Annotated in this window: 17 protein-coding genes and 2 pseudogenes; 4 read left to right on the top strand and 15 right to left on the bottom strand. The window is 60.5% G+C overall.

Annotated features, from left to right (window positions below; all coding sequences use genetic code 11):
• Positions 1 to 47: 47 nt before the first annotated feature.
• The 11 genes from AC1DPR_RS00095 to AC1DPR_RS00045 all read right to left on the bottom strand — a co-directional run bounded on the left by AC1DPR_RS00095 (position 48) and on the right by AC1DPR_RS00045 (position 12,746).
• Positions 48 to 1,712: a phosphoethanolamine transferase gene (locus tag AC1DPR_RS00095; RefSeq protein ID WP_477815570.1), complete on the bottom strand. Its 1,665-nt coding sequence runs from the start codon at positions 1,710 to 1,712 to the stop codon at positions 48 to 50.
• 147 nt (positions 1,713 to 1,859) lie between these two features.
• Entirely contained in the window at positions 1,860 to 2,438 is a 579-nt protein-coding gene (locus tag AC1DPR_RS00090) for a dual specificity protein phosphatase family protein (protein WP_018854683.1), read from the bottom strand.
• Positions 2,439 to 2,532: 94 nt separating this feature from the next.
• Positions 2,533 to 4,047, bottom strand: a complete 1,515-nt coding sequence (glpK, locus tag AC1DPR_RS00085) for a glycerol kinase GlpK (protein ID WP_477815569.1) — start codon at positions 4,045 to 4,047, stop codon at positions 2,533 to 2,535.
• A 138-nt stretch (positions 4,048 to 4,185) separates the two neighbouring features.
• A complete protein-coding gene (locus AC1DPR_RS00080; protein ID WP_041912341.1) occupies positions 4,186 to 5,910 on the bottom strand; it encodes an ABC transporter substrate-binding protein in 1,725 nt (574 codons plus the stop codon).
• Between the two features lie 77 nt (positions 5,911 to 5,987).
• Positions 5,988 to 6,269: a DUF2160 domain-containing protein gene (locus AC1DPR_RS00075; protein ID WP_018117058.1), complete on the bottom strand. Its 282-nt coding sequence runs from the start codon at positions 6,267 to 6,269 to the stop codon at positions 5,988 to 5,990.
• A 16-nt stretch (positions 6,270 to 6,285) separates the two neighbouring features.
• A complete protein-coding gene (locus AC1DPR_RS00070; RefSeq protein WP_018117059.1) occupies positions 6,286 to 7,113 on the bottom strand; it encodes a carbohydrate ABC transporter permease in 828 nt (275 codons plus the stop codon).
• Between the two features lie 14 nt (positions 7,114 to 7,127).
• A complete protein-coding gene (locus tag AC1DPR_RS00065) occupies positions 7,128 to 7,994 on the bottom strand; it encodes a carbohydrate ABC transporter permease (protein ID WP_018117060.1) in 867 nt (288 codons plus the stop codon).
• A gap of 2 nt (positions 7,995 to 7,996) precedes the next feature.
• On the bottom strand, positions 7,997 to 9,067 hold the full coding sequence (locus AC1DPR_RS00060) for an ABC transporter ATP-binding protein (RefSeq protein WP_025660740.1): 1,071 nt from the start codon (positions 9,065 to 9,067) through the stop codon (positions 7,997 to 7,999).
• 11 nt (positions 9,068 to 9,078) lie between these two features.
• The gene (locus AC1DPR_RS00055) at positions 9,079 to 10,155 is read right to left on the bottom strand and encodes an ABC transporter ATP-binding protein (RefSeq protein ID WP_018117062.1); all 1,077 of its coding nucleotides are present in this window, start codon (positions 10,153 to 10,155) and stop codon (positions 9,079 to 9,081) included.
• Positions 10,156 to 10,196: 41 nt separating this feature from the next.
• Positions 10,197 to 11,714 carry a glycerol-3-phosphate dehydrogenase gene (glpD, locus tag AC1DPR_RS00050; protein ID WP_018854677.1) on the bottom strand — a complete coding sequence of 506 codons (1,518 nt, stop codon included), beginning with the start codon at positions 11,712 to 11,714 and terminating at the stop codon, positions 10,197 to 10,199.
• A gap of 213 nt (positions 11,715 to 11,927) precedes the next feature.
• On the bottom strand, positions 11,928 to 12,746 hold the full coding sequence (locus AC1DPR_RS00045; protein ID WP_018854676.1) for an AraC family transcriptional regulator: 819 nt from the start codon (positions 12,744 to 12,746) through the stop codon (positions 11,928 to 11,930).
• A 108-nt stretch (positions 12,747 to 12,854) separates the two neighbouring features.
• On the opposite strand from AC1DPR_RS00045, the gene AC1DPR_RS00040 reads away from it, so the two are divergent.
• The 4 genes from AC1DPR_RS00040 (at position 12,855) to AC1DPR_RS00025 (ending at position 15,978) form a co-directional block, all read left to right on the top strand.
• On the top strand, positions 12,855 to 14,066 hold the full coding sequence (locus AC1DPR_RS00040; RefSeq protein WP_018117065.1) for an MFS transporter: 1,212 nt from the start codon (positions 12,855 to 12,857) through the stop codon (positions 14,064 to 14,066).
• Between the two features lie 503 nt (positions 14,067 to 14,569).
• Positions 14,570 to 15,043 (top strand): nuclear transport factor 2 family protein, encoded by a 474-nt coding sequence (locus AC1DPR_RS00035; protein ID WP_477815568.1) that lies wholly within the window; start codon positions 14,570 to 14,572, stop codon positions 15,041 to 15,043.
• A gap of 3 nt (positions 15,044 to 15,046) precedes the next feature.
• Positions 15,047 to 15,628, top strand: coding sequence for a TetR/AcrR family transcriptional regulator (locus AC1DPR_RS00030; RefSeq protein WP_112647741.1), 582 nt, complete (start codon positions 15,047 to 15,049; stop codon positions 15,626 to 15,628).
• 53 nt (positions 15,629 to 15,681) lie between these two features.
• On the top strand, positions 15,682 to 15,978 hold the full coding sequence (locus AC1DPR_RS00025; RefSeq protein WP_477815567.1) for a helix-turn-helix domain-containing protein: 297 nt from the start codon (positions 15,682 to 15,684) through the stop codon (positions 15,976 to 15,978).
• 1 nt (position 15,979) lies between these two features.
• On the opposite strand, the gene AC1DPR_RS00020 is transcribed toward AC1DPR_RS00025, so the two are convergent.
• The 4 genes and pseudogenes from AC1DPR_RS00020 to AC1DPR_RS00005 all read right to left on the bottom strand — a co-directional run.
• Positions 15,980 to 16,747 (bottom strand): SDR family NAD(P)-dependent oxidoreductase, encoded by a 768-nt coding sequence (locus tag AC1DPR_RS00020; protein ID WP_192306552.1) that lies wholly within the window; start codon positions 16,745 to 16,747, stop codon positions 15,980 to 15,982.
• 403 nt (positions 16,748 to 17,150) lie between these two features.
• Positions 17,151 to 18,410, bottom strand: a complete 1,260-nt coding sequence (locus AC1DPR_RS00015; protein WP_477815566.1) for a glycerate kinase type-2 family protein — start codon at positions 18,408 to 18,410, stop codon at positions 17,151 to 17,153.
• A 14-nt stretch (positions 18,411 to 18,424) separates the two neighbouring features.
• A pseudogene (locus AC1DPR_RS00010) lies at positions 18,425 to 18,739 on the bottom strand (hypothetical protein); the annotation flags it as partial.
• A gap of 38 nt (positions 18,740 to 18,777) precedes the next feature.
• Positions 18,778 to 18,893, bottom strand: a pseudogene (locus AC1DPR_RS00005) (sugar ABC transporter ATP-binding protein); the annotation flags it as partial.

Below are 18,893 nucleotides of genomic sequence, written 5' to 3'. Positions count from 1 at the left end.
AACGATAGAGCCTATTCCGGCTGTTGCGTTGCAGCAGCCTCGCTGTCTCATCGCTGAAGGCTTGCGAGTTTATCCGCCTGTCGGCGGCATCCGGCGAAAACATCCAGATTCGGATCGTAGGCCTTGGTCGCCACGTCCATGAGCCCGAGCACACTGTGGAAGAAGTTGTCGTGCGAACGGTCCCTGTCTGCCTGCTTAGCCATACAACTCATATCGAAGCCGGCCCCCTTCGCGAGATCGTCACTGACCCACGCCAGGAACGGCACGTGCGTCTGCTGCGACGGCGCTACGATATAGGGCGCGCCATGCAGGTAGATTCCGTTTTCGCCAAGCGATTCACCGTGATCCGACACGTAGATCGCTGCACCGGCAACCTTGTCGGAATGCTGCTTGAGCTTATCGATGACCGTCGAGACAATGTGGTCCGTGTAGAGGATCGTATTGTCATAGGCGTTGGTAATCTCTTCGGCCGTGCAGCTGCCGAAATCATTCGCCTGGCAATCAGGAACGAAACGTCGGTATTCATCGGGATAACGAGCGAAGTAGGCTGGCCCATGGCTTCCGAGCTGGTGCAAGACCAGCACGCTGTCACCCTTTACGTGGTCGAGCCAATCGTCGACCTTGTCGAGAAGGATAGCGTCGAGGCACTCACCATCCTTGCAAAAACGTGGATCGGCCGACTCCGGCAAGAACGTGAACGGGACCCGGTCGGTGACATGATAGCTGCCGGTGTCATTATCCAGCCAGGATACGTCCACCTTGGCATGGCTCAGCACGTCGAGGAGGTTCTCGGTCGCAAGGCCCTTCCGGTGCGTATAGGCTGTTCGCGGATAGACCGAAAACATGCACGGGATAGAAATTGCCGTCGCTGTGCCGCAGCTGGTCGTTTTCGGAAAATAGACAACGTTCCGCTTTTCGAGCTCCGGATTGGTTTTCCGCGCATAACCGCCAAGCGAGAAGTCATCGGCACGCGCTGTCTCGCCCGCAACGATGATCGTTACGCGCGGCTTGTTAAGGCCGGCAGTGTTCACCCGATGCGCATCCGTACCGAGCGGCTCGGCGACGACATGCGCATCCTGCTCGGACGAAACCGCAAAGCGAATGGTGCTGGTGATCGGTACGAATGGGTTCAGCCGGTCGAGGATGTCTCTGTGGGCGCGCCCGACGCCCGCAAAGGCACGGTAGTCGCCGAATCCGACCACGACGAAGACAGCCAGGCAAGCCACGATCACGCCGGTATTATGAGCAAGTTTGGACAGCACCGGGCGATGCCGGATGCGTACCCAGAGGATGACGAGTGACGGAAGTATACCAGTGAGCATCAAATAAAGGGCAAAACGCGTTGTTATCAGATGCCCTGCCTCCGCGCCCGTCGACACCGCCGCGTTGCGGATCATTTCCTTGTCCACGACCACGCCGAACTGATCGGTAAACCAGGAGCCGGCGGCTGCCGCGAGAACGAAGAAGATCAAAAAAGGCTTGGTGACATATTTGGCGGAGAAGGCCGTGATGATTGCCATGCTCACAGCCGAAATGCCGACGACAAAGAGCACGAACGAGAGATGATCGGACGCAAAATAGCTAAAGGCCGTGCTCCAGAACGATCTGTTTGTCACAAGAAGCAGGTAGAGAGTCGTAGCAAGGCAAAGCGTCACGCTGCCGATTGCGGGCCGCCGCTCGATCAGGCGGACCTTGGTGGCATTATCTTCCAATTGGTCGTCTCCGCGTCCAGATTTTGGCGTCGACGGAACCAGGATCGAATCATCTGTAGTTGATGGCCGTCGAAGAATATTCGCCAGCCATGACCGGATTTTCTGACAGTCACCTGAATAACCTTGGCAAGCGCTGCGGCCGTTCGGCTACCCCTGGATCCCAAAATACCTTTCGAGGCCCTTCCAGCTCCTGTCCATCGCGTAGGTTCCCGACAGGTAAGGAATGGCAATATGGCCGTAGTAGACCGAGAGCTGACGCTCGGCGACGTCCTCATTGATACCGGCCACTTGTTGGCTGTAGAGGACCGACACGAGCCCTGTCCTATCGGCGCCAGATTGGCAGTGGAGAAGGATGGGCTTTGGTGCCGCTCTCATGATCGCCAGCAGCTGCTCGGCGCGCTCGGGCGACAAGACCTTGGACGGCGACATTTCGAAGTCGATATGCTGAACGCCGAGACCGCGTGCAGTTGCAATCTCGTCGGCATACCATTTCTTGCCAACGTGCATCCCGCGCAGGTTTATGACCGTCTCGATGCCATGACTACGCACGTAAGATGCCAGCTGCTCAGGCGAGGGTTGCGCCGAACGGTAGAGCTGATCCGCGATGACGGCGTGAAAATTCCCGCTCGCTTGGAGATAAACAATATAGCCCCCGAACATCGCGCCAATCGTTACGGTGCCGATGAGGGATGCCTTCCACCACCGAAAATTCCACAGGCGTTTCATGCCAACCTCGTCGCAACTTTTGCAGCGAGCTAGCATTGCCGGTTTGGCCTGACAACCACCTGAAAACGGCGTCCTGATGGTGGCGTGACGACGGTCAGGCCAACTGATTGCTGAATTGCGCGCCCGACAAGGTGCGTGAGACCGCATTGCGCCAGCCAGCGATCTTCCTCTGTCGCTCTGCCTCCTCCATGGAGGGTTGGAACCGCCGGCTGCACGCCCATGCTTTTCCGAAACTCTCCTTGTCGGGCCAAACCCCTGCTCGCGAACCGGCGAGCCAGGCCGCGCCGAGCGCCGTCGTCTCGACGACAGCCGACCGATCCACCGGGTTTCCGACAACGTCGGCAAGACGCTGCATCGTCCAGTCGGAACTTGCCATGCCGCCATCGACACGCAGGACCGTCTCAATGTGATGGCCGCCCCAATCCTTCCGCATCGCGATGAGGAGATCGAGCGTCTGGTAGGCGACAGACTCGAGCACGGCGCGCGCCAATTCCGCCGGCCCGCTGTTCCTGGTCAAACCGAAGATCGCACCCCTCGCCTCCGGGTCCCAATAGGGAGCACCGAGGCCGGTAAAGGCCGGCACCACATAGACCTGCTGATTGGGATCGGCCCTCATCGCCAGCGTGCCGCTCTCCGATGCGTTTGAAATCAAGCCGAGGCCGTCGCGTAGCCATTGCACCGCCGCACCGGCGATGAAGATCGATCCTTCCAGCGCATAGGTGGTTTCGCCGCCGAGCCGATAGGCGATCGTCGTGATCATCCGGTTGCTGGATGTTACGCAATCCCGCCCCGTATTCAGCAAGGCAAAGCAGCCCGTCCCATAGGTCGATTTCATCATGCCCGCTTCGAAGCAGGCACTACCGATAGTTGCTGCCTGTTGGTCGCCCGCAACACCGAGGATCGGTATCGGCGCACCGAAGATATCCGGATCAGTGACGCCGAAATCGTCCGCGCAGTCCTTGACCTCCGGAAGCATGGATGCCGGGATCCTGAGCAGGCCGAGAAGCTCCTCGTCCCACCTGCCCTCGGTAATGTTGAAAAGCAGCGTTCGCGACGCGTTGGTGGCATCAGTTGCATGAACGCGTCCGCCAGTCAGATTGAAGATCAGCCAGCTGTCGACCGTGCCGAAACAGACCTCGCCTGCCTCGGCGCGCTCCCGCAATCCGTCGACGTTGTCGAGCAGCCAGCGCAGCTTGGTCCCGGAGAAATAAGGATCGAGCAGCAGACCCGTCTTCGCGCTGAACAGTTTCTCATATCCATCCGCCTTGAGACTATCGCAGACTTCAGCCGTCCGCCTGTCCTGCCAGACGATCGCCTTGTTAAGCGCCCTGCCCGACTTGCGTTCCCAGACGACCGTTGTCTCGCGCTGGTTGGTGATGCCAATCGCGGCGATATCGGTGAGTGGAATGTTGGCATTCGCCAGCGCTTGCCGCGCCGTGCTAACCACGCTCGTCCAGATCTCATTCGGATCATGCTCGACCCAGCCTGGCTGCGGATAGGATTGTTTGATCTCCTCCTGTGCTGACGAGATCATCTTCATCCCGGCGTTGAAGACGATCGCACGCGAGGACGTCGTGCCCTGGTCGATCGCGAGAATATGGCCGCTCATTGTCTTCTCCGGCGCAATAGCTCACCTCGCCGGCGCGAACGCGCCAGCGGAAGCGATAGGTCATTCATAGGAGGGTGTAATGCCGACGTTATGCGGTCGGCGGTTGGCCGGGGCACACACCCCGGCCAACCTTGCTGATCAGTTCGACTGCCAGCTCTTGACCAGTTCGTCGTAGTTGACGGTAACCGGCTTTTCCTTCTCGTTCTCGATCTTCAGCTGCGGCGCGAGGTTGCCCTTGGCGACCGCATCCTTGTTCCAGAACTCGAGATCATGCTCTTCGGCAAGCTTCGGACCGATATCGCCCTGCACTCCGGCGCGTTCCAGTCGCTGCATCACCTTTTCCTGTTCGGAGCAAAGCGAGTCCATCGCTTCCTGCGCGGTCTTCGCACCGGACGACGCATCGCCGACCGCCTGCCACCAAAGCTGAGCGAGCTTCGGATAGTCAGGAACGTTCGTACCGGTCGGCGACCACTGGACGCGGGCGGGCGAGCGGTAGAACTCGACCAGACCGCCAAGCTTCGGAGCGCGCTCCGTGAAGCTCTTGTCGCGAATGGTGGACTCGCGGATGAAGGTCAGACCGACGTGGCTCTTCTTCACGTCGACCGTCTTCGAGGTCACGAACTGCGCATAGAGCCAAGCGGCCTTGGCGCGATCGTCAGGCGTCGACTTCATCAGCGTCCAGGAACCGACGTCCTGGTAGCCGAGCTTCATGCCGTCCTTCCAGTAGACGCCGTGCGGGCTTGGCGCCATGCGCCACTTCGGCGTACCGTCCTCGTTGACGACTGGCAGACCGGGCTTGACGGCATCGGCCGTGAAGGCGGTGTACCAGAAGATCTGCTGGGCGACTTCGCCCTGCGCCGGCACAGGACCGGATTCGGAGAAGTTCATGCCCTGCGCTGCCGGCGGTGCATAGGCCTTCAACCAATCCAGATACTTCTGGATCGAGTAGACGGCAGCCGGGCCGTTCGTATCGCCGCCACGCGCAACGCACGAACCAACCGGACGCGAGTTCTCGTCGACCTTGATGCCCCACTCGTCGACCGGAAGGCCGTTCGGAAGGCCCTTGTCGCCGTTGCCGGCCATCGATAGCCAGGCATCGGTGAAGCGCCATCCGAGTGATGGGTCCTTCTTGCCGTAGTCCATGTGGCCGAAGACCTTCTTGCCGTTGATCTCACGGCCGGTGAAGAATTCGGCGATGTCCTCGTAGGCAGACCAGTTGACCGGAACGCCGAGATCGTAACCATACTTCGCCTTGAAGTCGGCCTTGTTCTTCTCGTCGTTGAACCAGTCGTAGCGGAACCAGTAGAGGTTCGCGAACTGCTGGTCGGGAAGCTGGTAAAGCTTCTTGTCCGGTGCAGTCGTGAACTTGGTGCCGACGAAGTCGTTGATATCGAGGCCCGGGTTGGTGACATCCTTGCCTTCGTTCGCCATCCAGTCGGTCAGCGAGCGGGCCTGCTGGTAGCGCCAATGCGTACCGATGAGGTCCGAGTCATTGACATAGGCGTCATAGATGTTTTCGCCCGACTGCATCTGCGTCTGCAGCTTTTCGACAACGTCGCCTTCGCCGATGAGATCGTGCGTGATCTTGATACCGGTGATCGCGGTGAAGGCCGGCGCCAGAACCTTCGATTCATATTCGTGCGTCGTCAGGGTTTCGGAAACGACCTTGATGTCCATGCCGGCGAAAGGCTTCGCCGCATCCATGAACCACTGCATTTCCTTTTCCTGGTCCGCGCGGGAAAGCGTCGAAAGATCGCCGATTTCCTTGTCCAGGAAAGTTTTCGCTTCATCCATGCCGGCATAGGCGGCGCCCGCCATGGTCAGCAACATGCCTGCTGTTGTCGCTAGTAAATGCCTTCGCATAATATCCTCCCAGGGTTGCGATTGCAGTCTTCACGTTCAGGCGGCCAGTACCCCCGGCCATCTGTATTTCCCTGCCGTCACACGTAGCGGAAGACGCCGATGGCGTAGACTACGGAGAGGGCAAGAGCCCACCACAGGTTGGGTCCGACAAGACCCAGCCATGCGAGATGTATGTATGCTGCGCCAAGCAGCGACACGAAGAGCCGATCCCCTCGCGTGGTTTCGAACCTGAGGATTCCGACGCGCGGCGAGCCGCCAGGCACGAAATACTCCCAGATGCTCATGCCAACGAGCAGCATGAAAATCGCCAGGAAAAACAATGCAGTCGGCAGCGTCCACGCCATCCAGGAAAAGTTCATGAGTGGTCCTCCCTTGTCAGACGCGGCCGAGCGCGAAGCCCTTGGCGATGTAATTGCGTACGAAGTAGATGACGAGCGCGCCGGGGATGATGGTCAGCACACCGGCAGCCGCCAGCACACCCCAATCCATCCCTGCAGCCGAGACGGTGCGCGTCATGATCGCCGAAATCGGCTTTGCGGCAGTCGTCGTCAGCGTGCGGGCCAGCAGCAGTTCCACCCACGAGAACATGAAGCAGAAGAAGGCGGCGACACCGATCCCTGACGCGATCAGCGGCATGAAGATCCTCACGAAGAACCGCGGGAAGGAATAGCCGTCGATATAGGCCGTTTCGTCGATCTCCTTCGGCACGCCGGACATGAAGCCTTCCAGGATCCAGACTGCCAGCGGCACGTTGAACAGGCAGTGGGCGAGCGCCACGGCGATGTGCGTATCGATCAGCCCGAAAGCCGAATAGAGCTGGAAGAACGGCAGCGCGAAGACGGCCGGCGGTGCCATGCGGTTCGTCAGCAGCCAGAAGAACAGATGCTTGTCGCCCAGGAACCGGTAGCGCGAGAAGGCATAGGCCGCAGGCAGCGCCGCCAGCACCGAGATCACCGTATTCATGACCACGTAGATGATCGAGTTGATGTAGCCGTTGTACCAGGAGGGATCGGTGAAGATCACCATGTAGTTCCCGAGCGTCGGGTTCTGCGGCCACAGCGAGAAGGCGCCGGTGATCTCGGCATTCTCCTTGAAGCTCATGTTCATCAGCCAGTAGATCGGCAGCAGCAGAAAGATGATGTAGACCGTCGAAACGACCCAGGAGAAGTTGCCCGCAGGCTTGTATTTCATTGTTTGAGCCATGGTCCTCTCCTTTCTCAGGCGTTCGCGTCGCTGCTGGTCATGACGGTGTAGAAGACCCATGACAGGAGCAGGATGATAAGGAAGTAGATGATCGACATTGCCGCTGCCGGACCGAGGTCAAACTGGCCAACGGCCATCTTCACAAGGTCAATCGACAGGAAGGTGGTCGAGTTGCCGGGACCGCCGCCGGTGACGACGAAAGGTTCGGTGTAGATCATGAAGCTGTCCATGAAACGCAGCAGGACGGCGATGAGCAGCACGCGCTTCATCTTCGGCAGCTGGATGTAGCGGAAGACGGACCAGCGCGACGCGCCGTCGATCTTCGCTGCCTGATAATACGCATCCGGGATCGAAACGAGGCCGGCATAGCAGAGCAGCACCACAAGGCTCGTCCAGTGCCAGACGTCCATCAGGATGATGGTGATCCACGCATCGAGGGGGTCGCGGACATAGTTGTAGTCAAACCCCATTGCCTCAAGCGTATGACCAAGCAGGCCGATGTCGACACGCCCGAAAACCTGCCAGATGGTGCCGACCACGTTCCACGGAATGAGCAGCGGCAGCGCCATCAGCACGAGGCAGATCGGTACGCCGATCCCCTTCTTCGGCATGTTGAGGGCAATGAAGATGCCAAGCGGGATCTGCAGCGCCAGAACGATCAGCGAGAAGACGAGATTGCGCTGCAACGCCGCCCAGAAGCGGTCGGAATGAAGCGTCTGCACGAACCAGTCAGTCCCCGCCCAGAAGAACTCGTTGTTCCCGAACGTATCTTGGACCGAGTAGTTCACAACGGTCATCAGCGGAATGACGGCCGAGAAGGCGACCAGCACAAGGACCGGCAGAACCAGAAACCAGGCTTTGTTGTTCCAGGTCTTTTCCATGCTCAGCCCTCCCTGCCGACGCGCCAGGAATTGGCGTAAATATTGATGGCAGCCGGATCGAAGGTCACCCGCGCATCAGCCGGGATTTCGGAGTCCTCCGTCACGACGATGGCGATCGGCTGGCCGGCAAAGGTGGCGCGCACGATCTTCTGCCGTCCAATGTCCTCGACCCTGTTGACGGTGACCGGCATTCCTTCGCGGCCGATATTCACGAACTCCGGGCGTATGCCGAGCTCGGTCTTGGCGCCGGCAGCCGCTTGCGGCGCGTAGTCCAATGACAGCGTCTCGCTGCCGATACGCACCGCATTGCCCTGCAGTTGCACCGGCAGGACGTTCATGCCCGGCGACCCGATGAAGTAACCGACGAAGGTATGGCTCGGCCGCTCGAAAAGCTCTGCCGGCGTGCCGATCTGGACGATTTGTCCTTCGTACATGACGACAACCTTGTCGGCGAAGGTCAGCGCTTCCGTCTGGTCGTGCGTCACATAGACCATGGTGAAGCCGAACTGCTTGTGCAGGCGCTTCAACTGCGAACGCAGTACCCACTTCATGTGCGGGTCGATCACGGTCAAAGGCTCGTCGAACAGGATCGCGTTGACGTCGTTGCGCACCAGTCCGCGGCCGAGCGAGATCTTCTGCTTCTGGTCGGCCGTCAGGCCCTGTGCCTTGCGCTTGGCCATACCGCCGAGATCGATCATCTCGAGAATGTCGCGAACGCGCCGATCGACTTCCGGCTCGGGGACCCTGCGATTGCGCAGCGGGAAAGCCAGGTTGTCGTAGACAGTCATGGTGTCGTAGATGACCGGGAACTGGAACACCTGCGCAATGTTTCGCGCCTGCGTGGAAAGGTTCGTCACATCCTGGCCATCGAAGAGGATACGGCCGTGCGACGGCTGCAGCAGGCCGGAAATGATGTTGAGTAGCGTCGTCTTTCCGCAGCCGGATGGTCCGAGAAGCGCGTAGGCGCCGCCGTCCCGCCATTCGTGATCGACTTCACGAAGCGCATAGTCTGCGTCGGACTTCGGGTTCGGTCCGTAGGCGTGGCGGATGTGGTCGAGCGTGATGCGTGCCATGTCCTTCTCCCTTACGCCTTTGCGCCAGTTGCGATTGCCCGGCCATCGGTGCCGAACGCCATGACGTGACGGGTGTCGAGGTAGATGTCGACCTCGGTATCCGGATCGATGTTGTGAATGCCGTGGGCAAGCATGACCCAACGGACACCGTCGAAATCCATATGCACAAAGCTTTCGGAGCCTGTGATCTCGGAAACCTGCGTGCGTGCCTGCAGTTTTGCTGCCGTCTGAGTCTGCGGCGAAAGAGCGAGGTGGTGCGGATGGAAGGCGATCGTGACCGGACCATCGGCCATGTCGTCCAAATGCGCGGGCACCGGCAGGATATCAGCTCCTTGCCTCTGGAACGAACCGCCGGCCTTTATCACATCCATGAAATTGAGCGGCGGATCGGCAAAGGTCTTTGCAGTTACGAGGTCGAGCGGATTTCGGTAGACGGCGATCGTCGGTCCGAACTGCGTCACGTGGCCTTCCGAAAGGGTGGCCGTGTTGCCGCCGAGCAGAAGCGCTTCGGAAGGCTCCGTTGTGGCGTAGACGAAGATGGCGCCGGACTGCGCAAAGATCCGCGGCAGTTCGGCACGCAGTTCCTCGCGCAGCTTGTAGTCGAGGTTCGCGAGCGGCTCGTCCATCAGCACAAGGCTGGCATTCTTCACAAGGGCACGCGCAAGCGCCGTGCGCTGCTGCTGGCCGCCGGAGAGATTGAGCGGGGTGCGATCCAGATAGGGCGTAAGGCGCAAGAGTTCGGCGGCCTTGCGCACCTCACGATCGATCGTCGCGGTGTCCTTGCCTGAAATCCGCATTGGCGAGGCGATGTTTTCGTACACCGTCAGGGCCGGATAGTTGATGAACTGCTGGTAAACCATCGCGACGTTGCGCTTCTGCACCGGCATGCCGGTCACGTCTACGCCGTCGAAATGGACGGAACCGCTCGTCGGTCGATCGAGCCCGGCCATCAGTCGCATCAGCGATGTCTTGCCGGACAGCGTCGGCCCCAGCAGCACATTCAATGTGCCTTTTTCAAATGCAAGATTGGTTGCGTGGATGTGATACTCCCCGCCCACCATCTTTGCAGCGTTCCGCAATTCAAGCATTCCGGTTCCCGTGCCTCCTCAACAGCGGGGACATTACCGCTTCAACCAGCCATCTGCGCCGGTCGCGCGGCCATGTACTCCTCCAATAGCGCAGCCTGTTCCTTGGTCAGGCGCAGGCCGACTTTCGTTCTTCGCCAAAGGACATCCTCTGCGCGTCTGGCCCATTCGTGATCGATGAGATAGCGAACCTCTGCCTCGAAGAGATCGCCTCCGAAACAGTGTCCCAGGTCCTCCGCGCTGGCGGCCCGCCCGAGCAGGACCGACGCCTTGGTGCCGTAGCGGCGCACCAGTTGGCGCGCATGCCGGTCCGCCAGGAACGGATAACCGCCCTTCAGCTTAGCAACCTCCGCCTCGTAGCCGGTCGCGGCGAAATCCCCGCCCGGCAGATGGCTCTTCGCTGTCCAGGACGCGCCTTTGGCGCCGATCGCCTCGGCGATCCTTTCCAGTGCGTGTTCGGATAGGCGCCGATAGGTCGTGAGCTTGCCGCCGAAGACATTGAGCAGCGGTGCGCTTTCACCCTCGCCTTCGATCTTCAGCACGTAGTCGCGGGTCGCCTCCTGCGCCTTGGAAGCGCCGTCGTCAAATAGAGGCCGCACAGCCGAATAGGTCCAGACGATGTCTTCCGGCCGTACCGGCTCCTTGAAATACTCGCTCGCCGCGTTGCAGAGATAGATCGTCTCTTCCTCGGATATTTTCACATCCTTCGGATCGGCCGAGTAGTCGCGGTCGGTGGTACCGATCAGCGTGAAGTCCTGCTCGTACGGGATCGCGAAGATGATGCGGTTGTCCGGGTTCTGGAAGAAATAGGCCCGCGGATCGTCGAACTTCTTCTTTACGACGATGTGGCTGCCCTGCACGAGCCGCACGTGGCGGGCCTCGTTCTGCCCGAAGGCCGTGCGAATGACCTGATCGACCCATGGCCCGGCAGCATTCACCAGCATCCGCGCCTGAAAACTGTTGCCCTGCCCGCTGACGGTGTCGACCGTCTCGATCGACCACAATCCGTTCTCGCGCCGCGCCGAAACGACTCTCGTTCTCGGCATGATCAGCGCGCCGCGGTCGGCCGCGTCCCGCGCATTGAGCACTACCATACGCGCATCGTCGACCCAACCATCCGAATACTCGAACGCCTTCGTGAAGAGTGCCTTCAATGGCTTGGAGGCCGGGTCGCGGCGCATGTCGAGAACCGCGGTCGGCGGCAACAACTTTCGTCCGCCGAGGTGATCGTAGAGAAACAGCCCGAGACGGATCAGCCATGCCGGGCGGATGCCACCCTTGTGATAGGGCAGCACGAAGCGCATCGGCCAGATGATGTGCGGCGCCATCGCCCAGAGCACTTCGCGCTCCATCAGAGATTCGCGCACCAGACGAAACTCGTAGTGCTCGAGATAGCGCAAGCCGCCATGGATGAGCTTGGTCGCGCCGGAAGACGTGCCCGAAGCGAAATCGTTCATTTCCGCAAGCGCGACCGAATAGCCCCGCCCGATCGCATCCCGCGCGATCCCGCAGCCATTGATGCCGCCGCCGATAATGAAAAGATCGTGAATCTGACGGCTCACGTTCCCCCTCCGAGCCAGAATATGCCGCAACGCAACATGCTCACGCATTTGCGAAAGTCAGAGCAATTAAAGCGAAGATTATTCGAATGTCAAACGAATGTTTTTCGAATTCTTAAAACTCACAGATTTGCCGTGAACGTAAACGTCAAATCGAGGACGCGGCGCGTCATCGCCCGGTCCTGCGAGACGGCGGATCCATGCTTGGGCAGAGGCTCAATATTGTTCGGGTGCCCTGAAATATGCGCGGGGAGCGGCTCCCATCGTCCGCCTGAACATCGTGGTGAAGGCGGCGACGCTGTCGTAGCCAAGGTCGAGGGCAACGGCTGTAACCGCCTCCCCGGCTGCTAGGCGGGGCAAGGCGGTGAACACCGCCGCCTGCTGCCGCCAGGTTGAGAGACTGATACCCGTTTCCTTGCGAAAGAACCGAGTAAAGGCGCGCCGGCTCATGGCAAGCCGCTCCGCCCAATCGTCGATGACCAGCCTTGCACTCGGACTTTCCATGAAGCCGCGGCAGAGCGTCGCCAGGCGCGTATCTGAGGGGAACGGCAATCCCAACGGCCGGTCGGGAAGCCGCAAGACCTCCTCGAGCAGCAGCGCCATGATGAGATCCCGTCTGCCGCTCTTGGCCTCGGGCGGCGCAACAGCCTCGGTGATCAACGCTCTGGCAAGATCAGTCAGCGCCACGACGCGGATGGCCGTCGGTGGATCGGCCAAGGCCTGGGGCGAGACATAGGCCGAAAGCATCGCAACATCGCCGAGCATGTCGACGGTGTGGACAAGTCCTGCCGGTATCCACAACGCATGCTGCGGCGGCACCATCCAGCGCCCCAGTATCGACGACACCATAAGCACGCCGGACCGAGCATAGACGAACTGTGCACGGCTGTGACTATGGGGTTCTACATGGTAGCCGGCCGGATATTCCGAGGGGATGGCATAGACCGGCTCTGAGGCTGCCTCGATGGCAGCAAGACGCTCCACATGGAGCTTGGCCAACTCACTCGTCGCCAGGCTTTGCTTGGATTTCACCATTTTTGGCCCACTTGCGAAATAGCAAGACCAAAACACGAAAGCGGGACGACCACAAGTCGGTTATTCCAAAGCCTCGTAGGACGGAGCAGAATCGTGACAGACAGCGCAATGACGGCAGAGAGGCACTCTGCGGAACAGACGGTTTTCGGCATTATCATGGCGGTAAGCTTCTGCCATCTTCTCAACGATACCATGCAGTCGCTGATCCCCGCGCTCTATCCGATGATCAAGGACGGCTACGGCCTCGACTTCACGCAGATCGGCTTCCTCGGCCTCGTGTTCCAGGTCACCGCGTCGCTCCTGCAGCCGCTGATCGGCATTTACACCGACAAACGCCCGTTGCCTTACTCATTGTCTGTCGGCATGGGCTTCACGCTGATCGGCCTGGTGCTGCTCGCATATGCGCACGCCTATTGGGTCTTGCTCATCGGCGCGGGTGTCGTCGGCCTCGGCTCCGCCGTGTTCCATCCGGAATCCTCGCGCGTTGCCCGGCTGGCATCAGGCGGACGCCATGGCCTTGCCCAGTCACTGTTCCAGGTTGGCGGCAACTTCGGCTCGGCGATAGGTCCGCTTCTGGCCGCCTTCATCGTACTACCGCGGGGCCAGCATAGCGTTGCATGGTTCTCGCTCGCAGCTCTGACCGGCATGATCGTCCTGTGGCGCGTCGGCGTCTGGTACGCCGATCACCGCAAGAATAACGCCGGTCGCAAGGCGGCGGCACCCGCGGTCCATCTCCCACGCAACAAGGTCATTGCGGCGATCGGTGTCCTGGCACTGCTAGTGTTCTCGAAATACGTCTACATGACGAGCCTTTCGAGCTACTACACTTTCTATATGATCGAACGCTTCGGAGTGTCGGTGCAGCACGCGCAGATTCTGCTGTTCGTATTCCTCGGCGCCGTGGCCATCGGCACCGTCGCCGGCGGCCCTGTCGTCGACTGGTTCGGCACCAAGTTCGTCATTTGGTTCTCGATCCTCGGCGCCCTGCCCTTCACCCTTGCCCTGCCTTATGCCGACTACAACTGGACGGTCTTCCTGACCTTCCTGATCGGCATCATCCTGGCCTCCGCCTTCTCGGCCATCGTCGTCTTTGCGCAGGAGCTGGTTCCGGGTCGTGTCGGCATGATTGCCGGCCTGTTCTTCGGATTTGCCTTCGGTATCGGCGGCATTGGCGCAGCAGGCCTCGGCATGGTGGCCGACCACATGGGCATCGAGTTCGTCTACAAAATCTGCTCGTATTTACCGCTGCTCGGCCTGTTGACCATCTTCCTGCCGGACATCGGCAAGGGCCGCCGCCACACCACGAAAGCGGGCAAGTAAGCGAACACCCGCAGGATTACCAATCGGCATAGGGGGCGCTCGATGTGATCGCACCCCTGCCACACCACCCGGCATGCGGGTCCGCACCGGGTGGTTCGAGAGATTGAGGTTAGACGAGCCTGGGCATTCCAAGTTGGTCAGCCCATCTAATGGTGAGGGTGGCGTTAAGGAGCTTGCCGCTGTTGCGCCACCAGCGACCGGCATTTGCTGCCACTTGGTGGGCCACCCCAGGTTACGGTGGGGGCGCACAACGACAAGGGCCGAGATCACCATCTCGGCCCTTTTCAGCCTTCGGCAGCTGGCGTGTACCTAAACCCTTTCGCACTCAGTCTGCAGTGGTTGGCACTTGCTGGACTGCGTGGTTTCCAATCCGAAAACTTTCGATTCGCACGGCAAAAAGATGCAGTGCCTGGCGATTGCGTTGACTCTGCGCACCATCGATTGTACCGATTGACATACTGTTTACCGATCGGTACAGAAACGAGCACTAGGAGATCGAAACCATGCCTGAACACCGCCCACCACTCCCTCCCTTCACCCGCGAAACCGCGGCTGCCAAAGTCCGAGCCGCAGAGGTTGGATGGAACAGTTGCGATCCCGACAGGGTGTCACTCGCCTATACCGTTGACAGTTACTGGCGCAATCGCGCGGAATTTGTCCAAGGGCGGGAAAAGATCGTCGAGTTCCTGACCAGGAAATGGCGCAAGGAACTCGAGTATCGGCTGATCAAGGAACTGTGGGCCCACGACGGCGACCGCATCGCGGTTCGCTTCGCCTACGAATACCGCGACGACTCCGGGAACTGGTATCGGGCATACGGCAACGAGAACTGGGAGTTCGACGCGAGCGGCCTGATGCACCACCGCTATGCTTGCATCAACGATATGCCCATCAAGGAATCCGAACGCAAGTTTTTCTGGGATCGGTCCGGCCCCAGGCCTGCTGACCACCCAAGCCTTTCTGAATTGGGACTGTAACACATGCCAAAGATCGTCGCCGAGCGCTCCGACGCAATCCCATCCCTGGCCGAAGTCTTTCGGGAGTATGGCTTCGAGGGCGCAAGTCTTTCAACCATCACGGAAAAAACAGGACTCGGAAAGGGAAGCCTCTATCACTTCTTTCCCGGCGGAAAGGAAGAGATGGCCATAGCCGTGCTCGGCGAGATCGACGAATGGTTCGTGACACAGGTTTTCGAACCGTTACGGAACGCGGATGATCCGCGCTCCGCTATCTCCGACATGTTTCGCTCTGTTTCCCGGTATTTTCGCTCCGGCAGCCGAGTGTGCCTCGTTGGTGCGTTCGCACTCGATAATGTCCGCAACCGGTTCAGCGCTCAGGTCAGGGACTACTTCGCCGAATGGCATAGCGCGCTTGCCTCAGCTCTCACGCGAGCCGGATGCCTCGAGCCGGATGCCGCCGCGCTGGCCGAGGAGACCGTCGTTGCCGTTCAGGGAGCCCTCGTGGTCGCCAGAGCACTCGACGAGCCCGAGGTTTTCGAACGGACCCTTCAGCGGGTCCAGTCCCGACTTTTTGCCGCGACCAGTGGAGAGAAGCAGAGATGAAGAAGCACCGGAATAATTCCGTCATCCTCGCACCCTGGCGGGTTAAGCGCGCCGTGGATTTCATCGAACTCAACCTGGCGACCTCGCTTCGGCTCGCGGACATAGCGCACGCGGCGGGGCTCAGTCCAATGCACTTCGCAGCAGGGTTCCGGTCGGCGACGGGCTTCAGTCCACGCGTCTATCTGCAGGAACGTCGGATAAAGCGCGCGAAAGCGAAGCTGATCAACGATGGCCTGAGCATCGATGAAATCGCGATCGACGTCGGATTTCGATCGCGGACCCATTTCATCACAGTGTTCCGACGCCAAACGGGGCATCCTCCGGCACGCTGGCGGCGTTGCAGCGTTTAATTTAGATAGCGGTGAAGCCGTTGTCGACGAAGAGATGCGCGCCATTGACGAACATCGACTCGTCGCTAGCGAGATAGAGCGCGGCGCGTGCCACGTCCTCGGGTTCGCCGATCCGTCCCTGCTGGGCGGCAATAGCCGCGTCCGACACATCGACGCCGAGTGCCTGCAATTCGCTGACCTCGCGCAATCCGTGCGGCGTGCGGATGAAGCCGGGGCAGACGGCGTTGCAGCGGATGTTGCGATCCCTGAATTCGACCCCGATCGCACGAGCAAACATATGCACAGCGCCCTTCGTCGTGTCGTAGAGCACTTCCATCGGCGTTGCGGCCACGGCCGAGATTGATGACGTGCAGACGATGGAACCACCGCCCGCGGCGATCATCCCCGGCAGGACCGCCCGCGTCATCAGGAACATCGATCGCACGTTGACCGCGTGCAGCCACTCCCACTCCTCGAGCGTGGTCTCCAGGAACGGCTTGATGACGATAGTGCCGGCGTGATTGAAGAGCACGGTGACGGCGCCGAACCTATCCTCCACACCCCTGACGGCCGCGACGACGGCGGCCTCCTCCGACACGTCGGCGACCCAGTAGTCGGCGACATGACCGGCGGAACAAATCTCCTCCGCCGTTTGCCGTGCTGCCGCTTCATTCCGGTCAATGATCGCTACCCTGGCGCCCTCGGCAGCGAAGAGGCGCGAGGCCGCTCCGCCCATGCCGGTCGCGCCGCCTGAAATGATTGCAATCTTCCCCTTCAGCCGGTCGACCATGACCCCAATCCCCTTGCTCCCGTTGTTCGCCGTCACTCACTCGTCATCAAGTGGGCGTCTGCCGATGCAGTGTTGAAGAGAGTCCCGGTCAATGTCCAGACGCACCTGCGTCGCCCGGTAACCTTACCAAATAACCAACAAAACAGCTTTCGGTTGTCTCAACACGCAACACCGGGCATGTGTGTTTCCAGCGGCTCACCATCAGCCGCGGTCCGGAAGGGGTCCGGATCGATAGAGCCCGCCCCCGAGGGGCCTGGGGCGGGCTTCCCAACTATTACAAAGACATACGTGTCTGTGACAACCTACTAGGCGGGCCTGCGCCTTACTGATTTGGCGCCGCCGACGCTCCACGCAGGACGTCGGCAGCGTGGCACACGCTAAAGCTGCTCGGCCTTGTGGCGCGCTATTCTACAAGGAAAGCGCGGAAATCATTCACGTTGGTACCTGTCGGTCCCGGAACGAACAGATCGCCCGCGAGGTTGAAGGCCGACCACGCATCATGGCCCGCCAGGAACGCGCGCGCATCGCCGCCGGCGCTCCTGATCCGCGCCACCGTCCCGCCGTCACAGAAGGCGCCAGCATTGTCTTCGGAGCCGTCGATACCGTCGGTATCAGCGGCCATCGCTACAACGCCATCGACTCCTTGTAGATCGATCGCCGCCGAGAGGAGAAGCTCGGAATTTCGCCCGCCCTTGCCATATGTTCCGGTTCCGATGCTGACCGTAGTCTCCCCGCCCGAAAGCAGCACGAGAGGCTTTGGAGCCGGCGGTCTCGTCAAAAACTCCCGAGCAAGCGCCGCATGCATCCGGCCGATATCCTTCGCCTCCCCCTCGATCGAATCCGAAAGGATGAGGGGTTGCACACAGAGAGATCTTGCCCGATCGGCAGCCGCCTCCAGGGACACCCGCGCCGAGGCGATCACATGCACTTCGTTGTTGGCGAAGACGCGGTCACCGGCACTTGGCGCTCTGGTATTGCGGATACAATCGATCACGCGCGCCGGGAGATCGATCCGGTAGTCCCGGATCACTCGCAGCGCCTCCTCCGCATCGCTGCTGTCGGGAACCGTCGGCCCCGACGCAACGAAGGCCGGATTGTCGCCCGGAACATCGGAGACGACGAGGCTGACGACCTTTGCCGGATGGGCAAGTGCGGCAAGCCGTCCCCCCTTGAGGCGGGAGAAATGCTTCCGCACCACATTCATCCCGGAGATCGGCGCGCCCGACGCCAGCAGCGCTTCGTTCAACGCGCTCTCGTCGGTGAGGGTGAAACCGGTCGGCGGGGCCGGCAGCAAGGCCGAGCCGCCGCCGGATATCAGTGCGATCACCAGATCATCACACGTCAGCCCATGCAGATGGTTCATCAGCGCCTCGGCGGCGATAAGACCGGCTCTGTCTGGGACCGGATGAGCCGCCTGGAGAATCTTCGTCGATCGGCACTCTGCGATTGGCCCATGCCTGGCAACAACGAGACCTTCGAAGGGATGAGACCAAGCGCGTTCGAAAGCGGCCGCCATCTGGCTTGCGGCCTTCCCTGCCCCAACAACGATTGTCCTGCCTTTCGGCGGATCCGGAAGATGGCGAACCAGGGCCTCGTAAGGATCGGCGGCCTTGACGGCTTGGTGAAACAGGGTTTGCAGAAAAGCTCGTGGATCGGAAATCAAACCCTACTCCATTTTCAAAGTTCGCAGTCCGAACACCTGCCTGGTCTGGCGGGCGATTGCCCTGCCCTCTGGCGCGTTTCATTTGCGCTCGTGAGCGAGGATCGCGGCAGGCAACGGCGGAAGTCTCCGGATAAGGTCGGAGCCTCGTTCGCCAACCATGATGGTTGGTGCGTTGTTGTACGATGGAATTCGCGGCATGACCAACGAATCACGCACACGAAGCCTCTAGACCATGGACCCTGGAATCGAGACAGACAACAGCTTCCGGTCCGATCCCTTCTCACGCGTACCGACGGATGCTGGTCTGTCTTGGCACTCGCGCAGCCCCACATCCGAGCTGTTCATGTTTGGAATCCTGGCTCCTGGTTTAAGCGATTCGGGTTTGGCTTTGCGGATCGAAGAACACGGCCTTGTCGAGGTTGAAGGCGAGGCGGGCGTGCTGGCCGGCCTGGATGCGGGCGTCGGCCCTGAGCCGCGCCACGA

The organism is Rhizobium sp. 01T417, assembly GCF_056398905.1.
Note: the sequence above shows the minus strand (reverse complement) of the source record. Positions and strands in the feature narration are given on the sequence as shown.

Excerpts from the sequence above, each read along its gene's own strand:
- AC1DPR_RS00090 (WP_018854683.1), bottom strand. The coding sequence starts at position 2,438 with ATGAAACGCCTGTGGAATTTTCGGTGGTGGAAGGCATCCCTCATCGGC.
- glpK (WP_477815569.1), bottom strand. The coding sequence starts at position 4,047 with ATGAGCGGCCATATTCTCGCGATCGACCAGGGCACGACGTCCTCGCGT.
- AC1DPR_RS00080 (WP_041912341.1), bottom strand. The coding sequence starts at position 5,910 with ATGCGAAGGCATTTACTAGCGACAACAGCAGGCATGTTGCTGACCATG.
- AC1DPR_RS00075 (WP_018117058.1), bottom strand. The coding sequence starts at position 6,269 with ATGAACTTTTCCTGGATGGCGTGGACGCTGCCGACTGCATTGTTTTTC.
- AC1DPR_RS00070 (WP_018117059.1), bottom strand. The coding sequence starts at position 7,113 with ATGGCTCAAACAATGAAATACAAGCCTGCGGGCAACTTCTCCTGGGTC.
- AC1DPR_RS00065 (WP_018117060.1), bottom strand. The coding sequence starts at position 7,994 with ATGGAAAAGACCTGGAACAACAAAGCCTGGTTTCTGGTTCTGCCGGTC.
- AC1DPR_RS00060 (WP_025660740.1), bottom strand. The coding sequence starts at position 9,067 with ATGGCACGCATCACGCTCGACCACATCCGCCACGCCTACGGACCGAAC.
- AC1DPR_RS00055 (WP_018117062.1), bottom strand. The coding sequence starts at position 10,155 with ATGCTTGAATTGCGGAACGCTGCAAAGATGGTGGGCGGGGAGTATCAC.
- AC1DPR_RS00045 (WP_018854676.1), bottom strand. The coding sequence starts at position 12,746 with ATGGTGAAATCCAAGCAAAGCCTGGCGACGAGTGAGTTGGCCAAGCTC.
- AC1DPR_RS00040 (WP_018117065.1), top strand. The coding sequence starts at position 12,855 with ATGACGGCAGAGAGGCACTCTGCGGAACAGACGGTTTTCGGCATTATC.
- AC1DPR_RS00035 (WP_477815568.1), top strand. The coding sequence starts at position 14,570 with ATGCCTGAACACCGCCCACCACTCCCTCCCTTCACCCGCGAAACCGCG.
- AC1DPR_RS00030 (WP_112647741.1), top strand. The coding sequence starts at position 15,047 with ATGCCAAAGATCGTCGCCGAGCGCTCCGACGCAATCCCATCCCTGGCC.
- AC1DPR_RS00020 (WP_192306552.1), bottom strand. The coding sequence starts at position 16,747 with ATGGTCGACCGGCTGAAGGGGAAGATTGCAATCATTTCAGGCGGCGCG.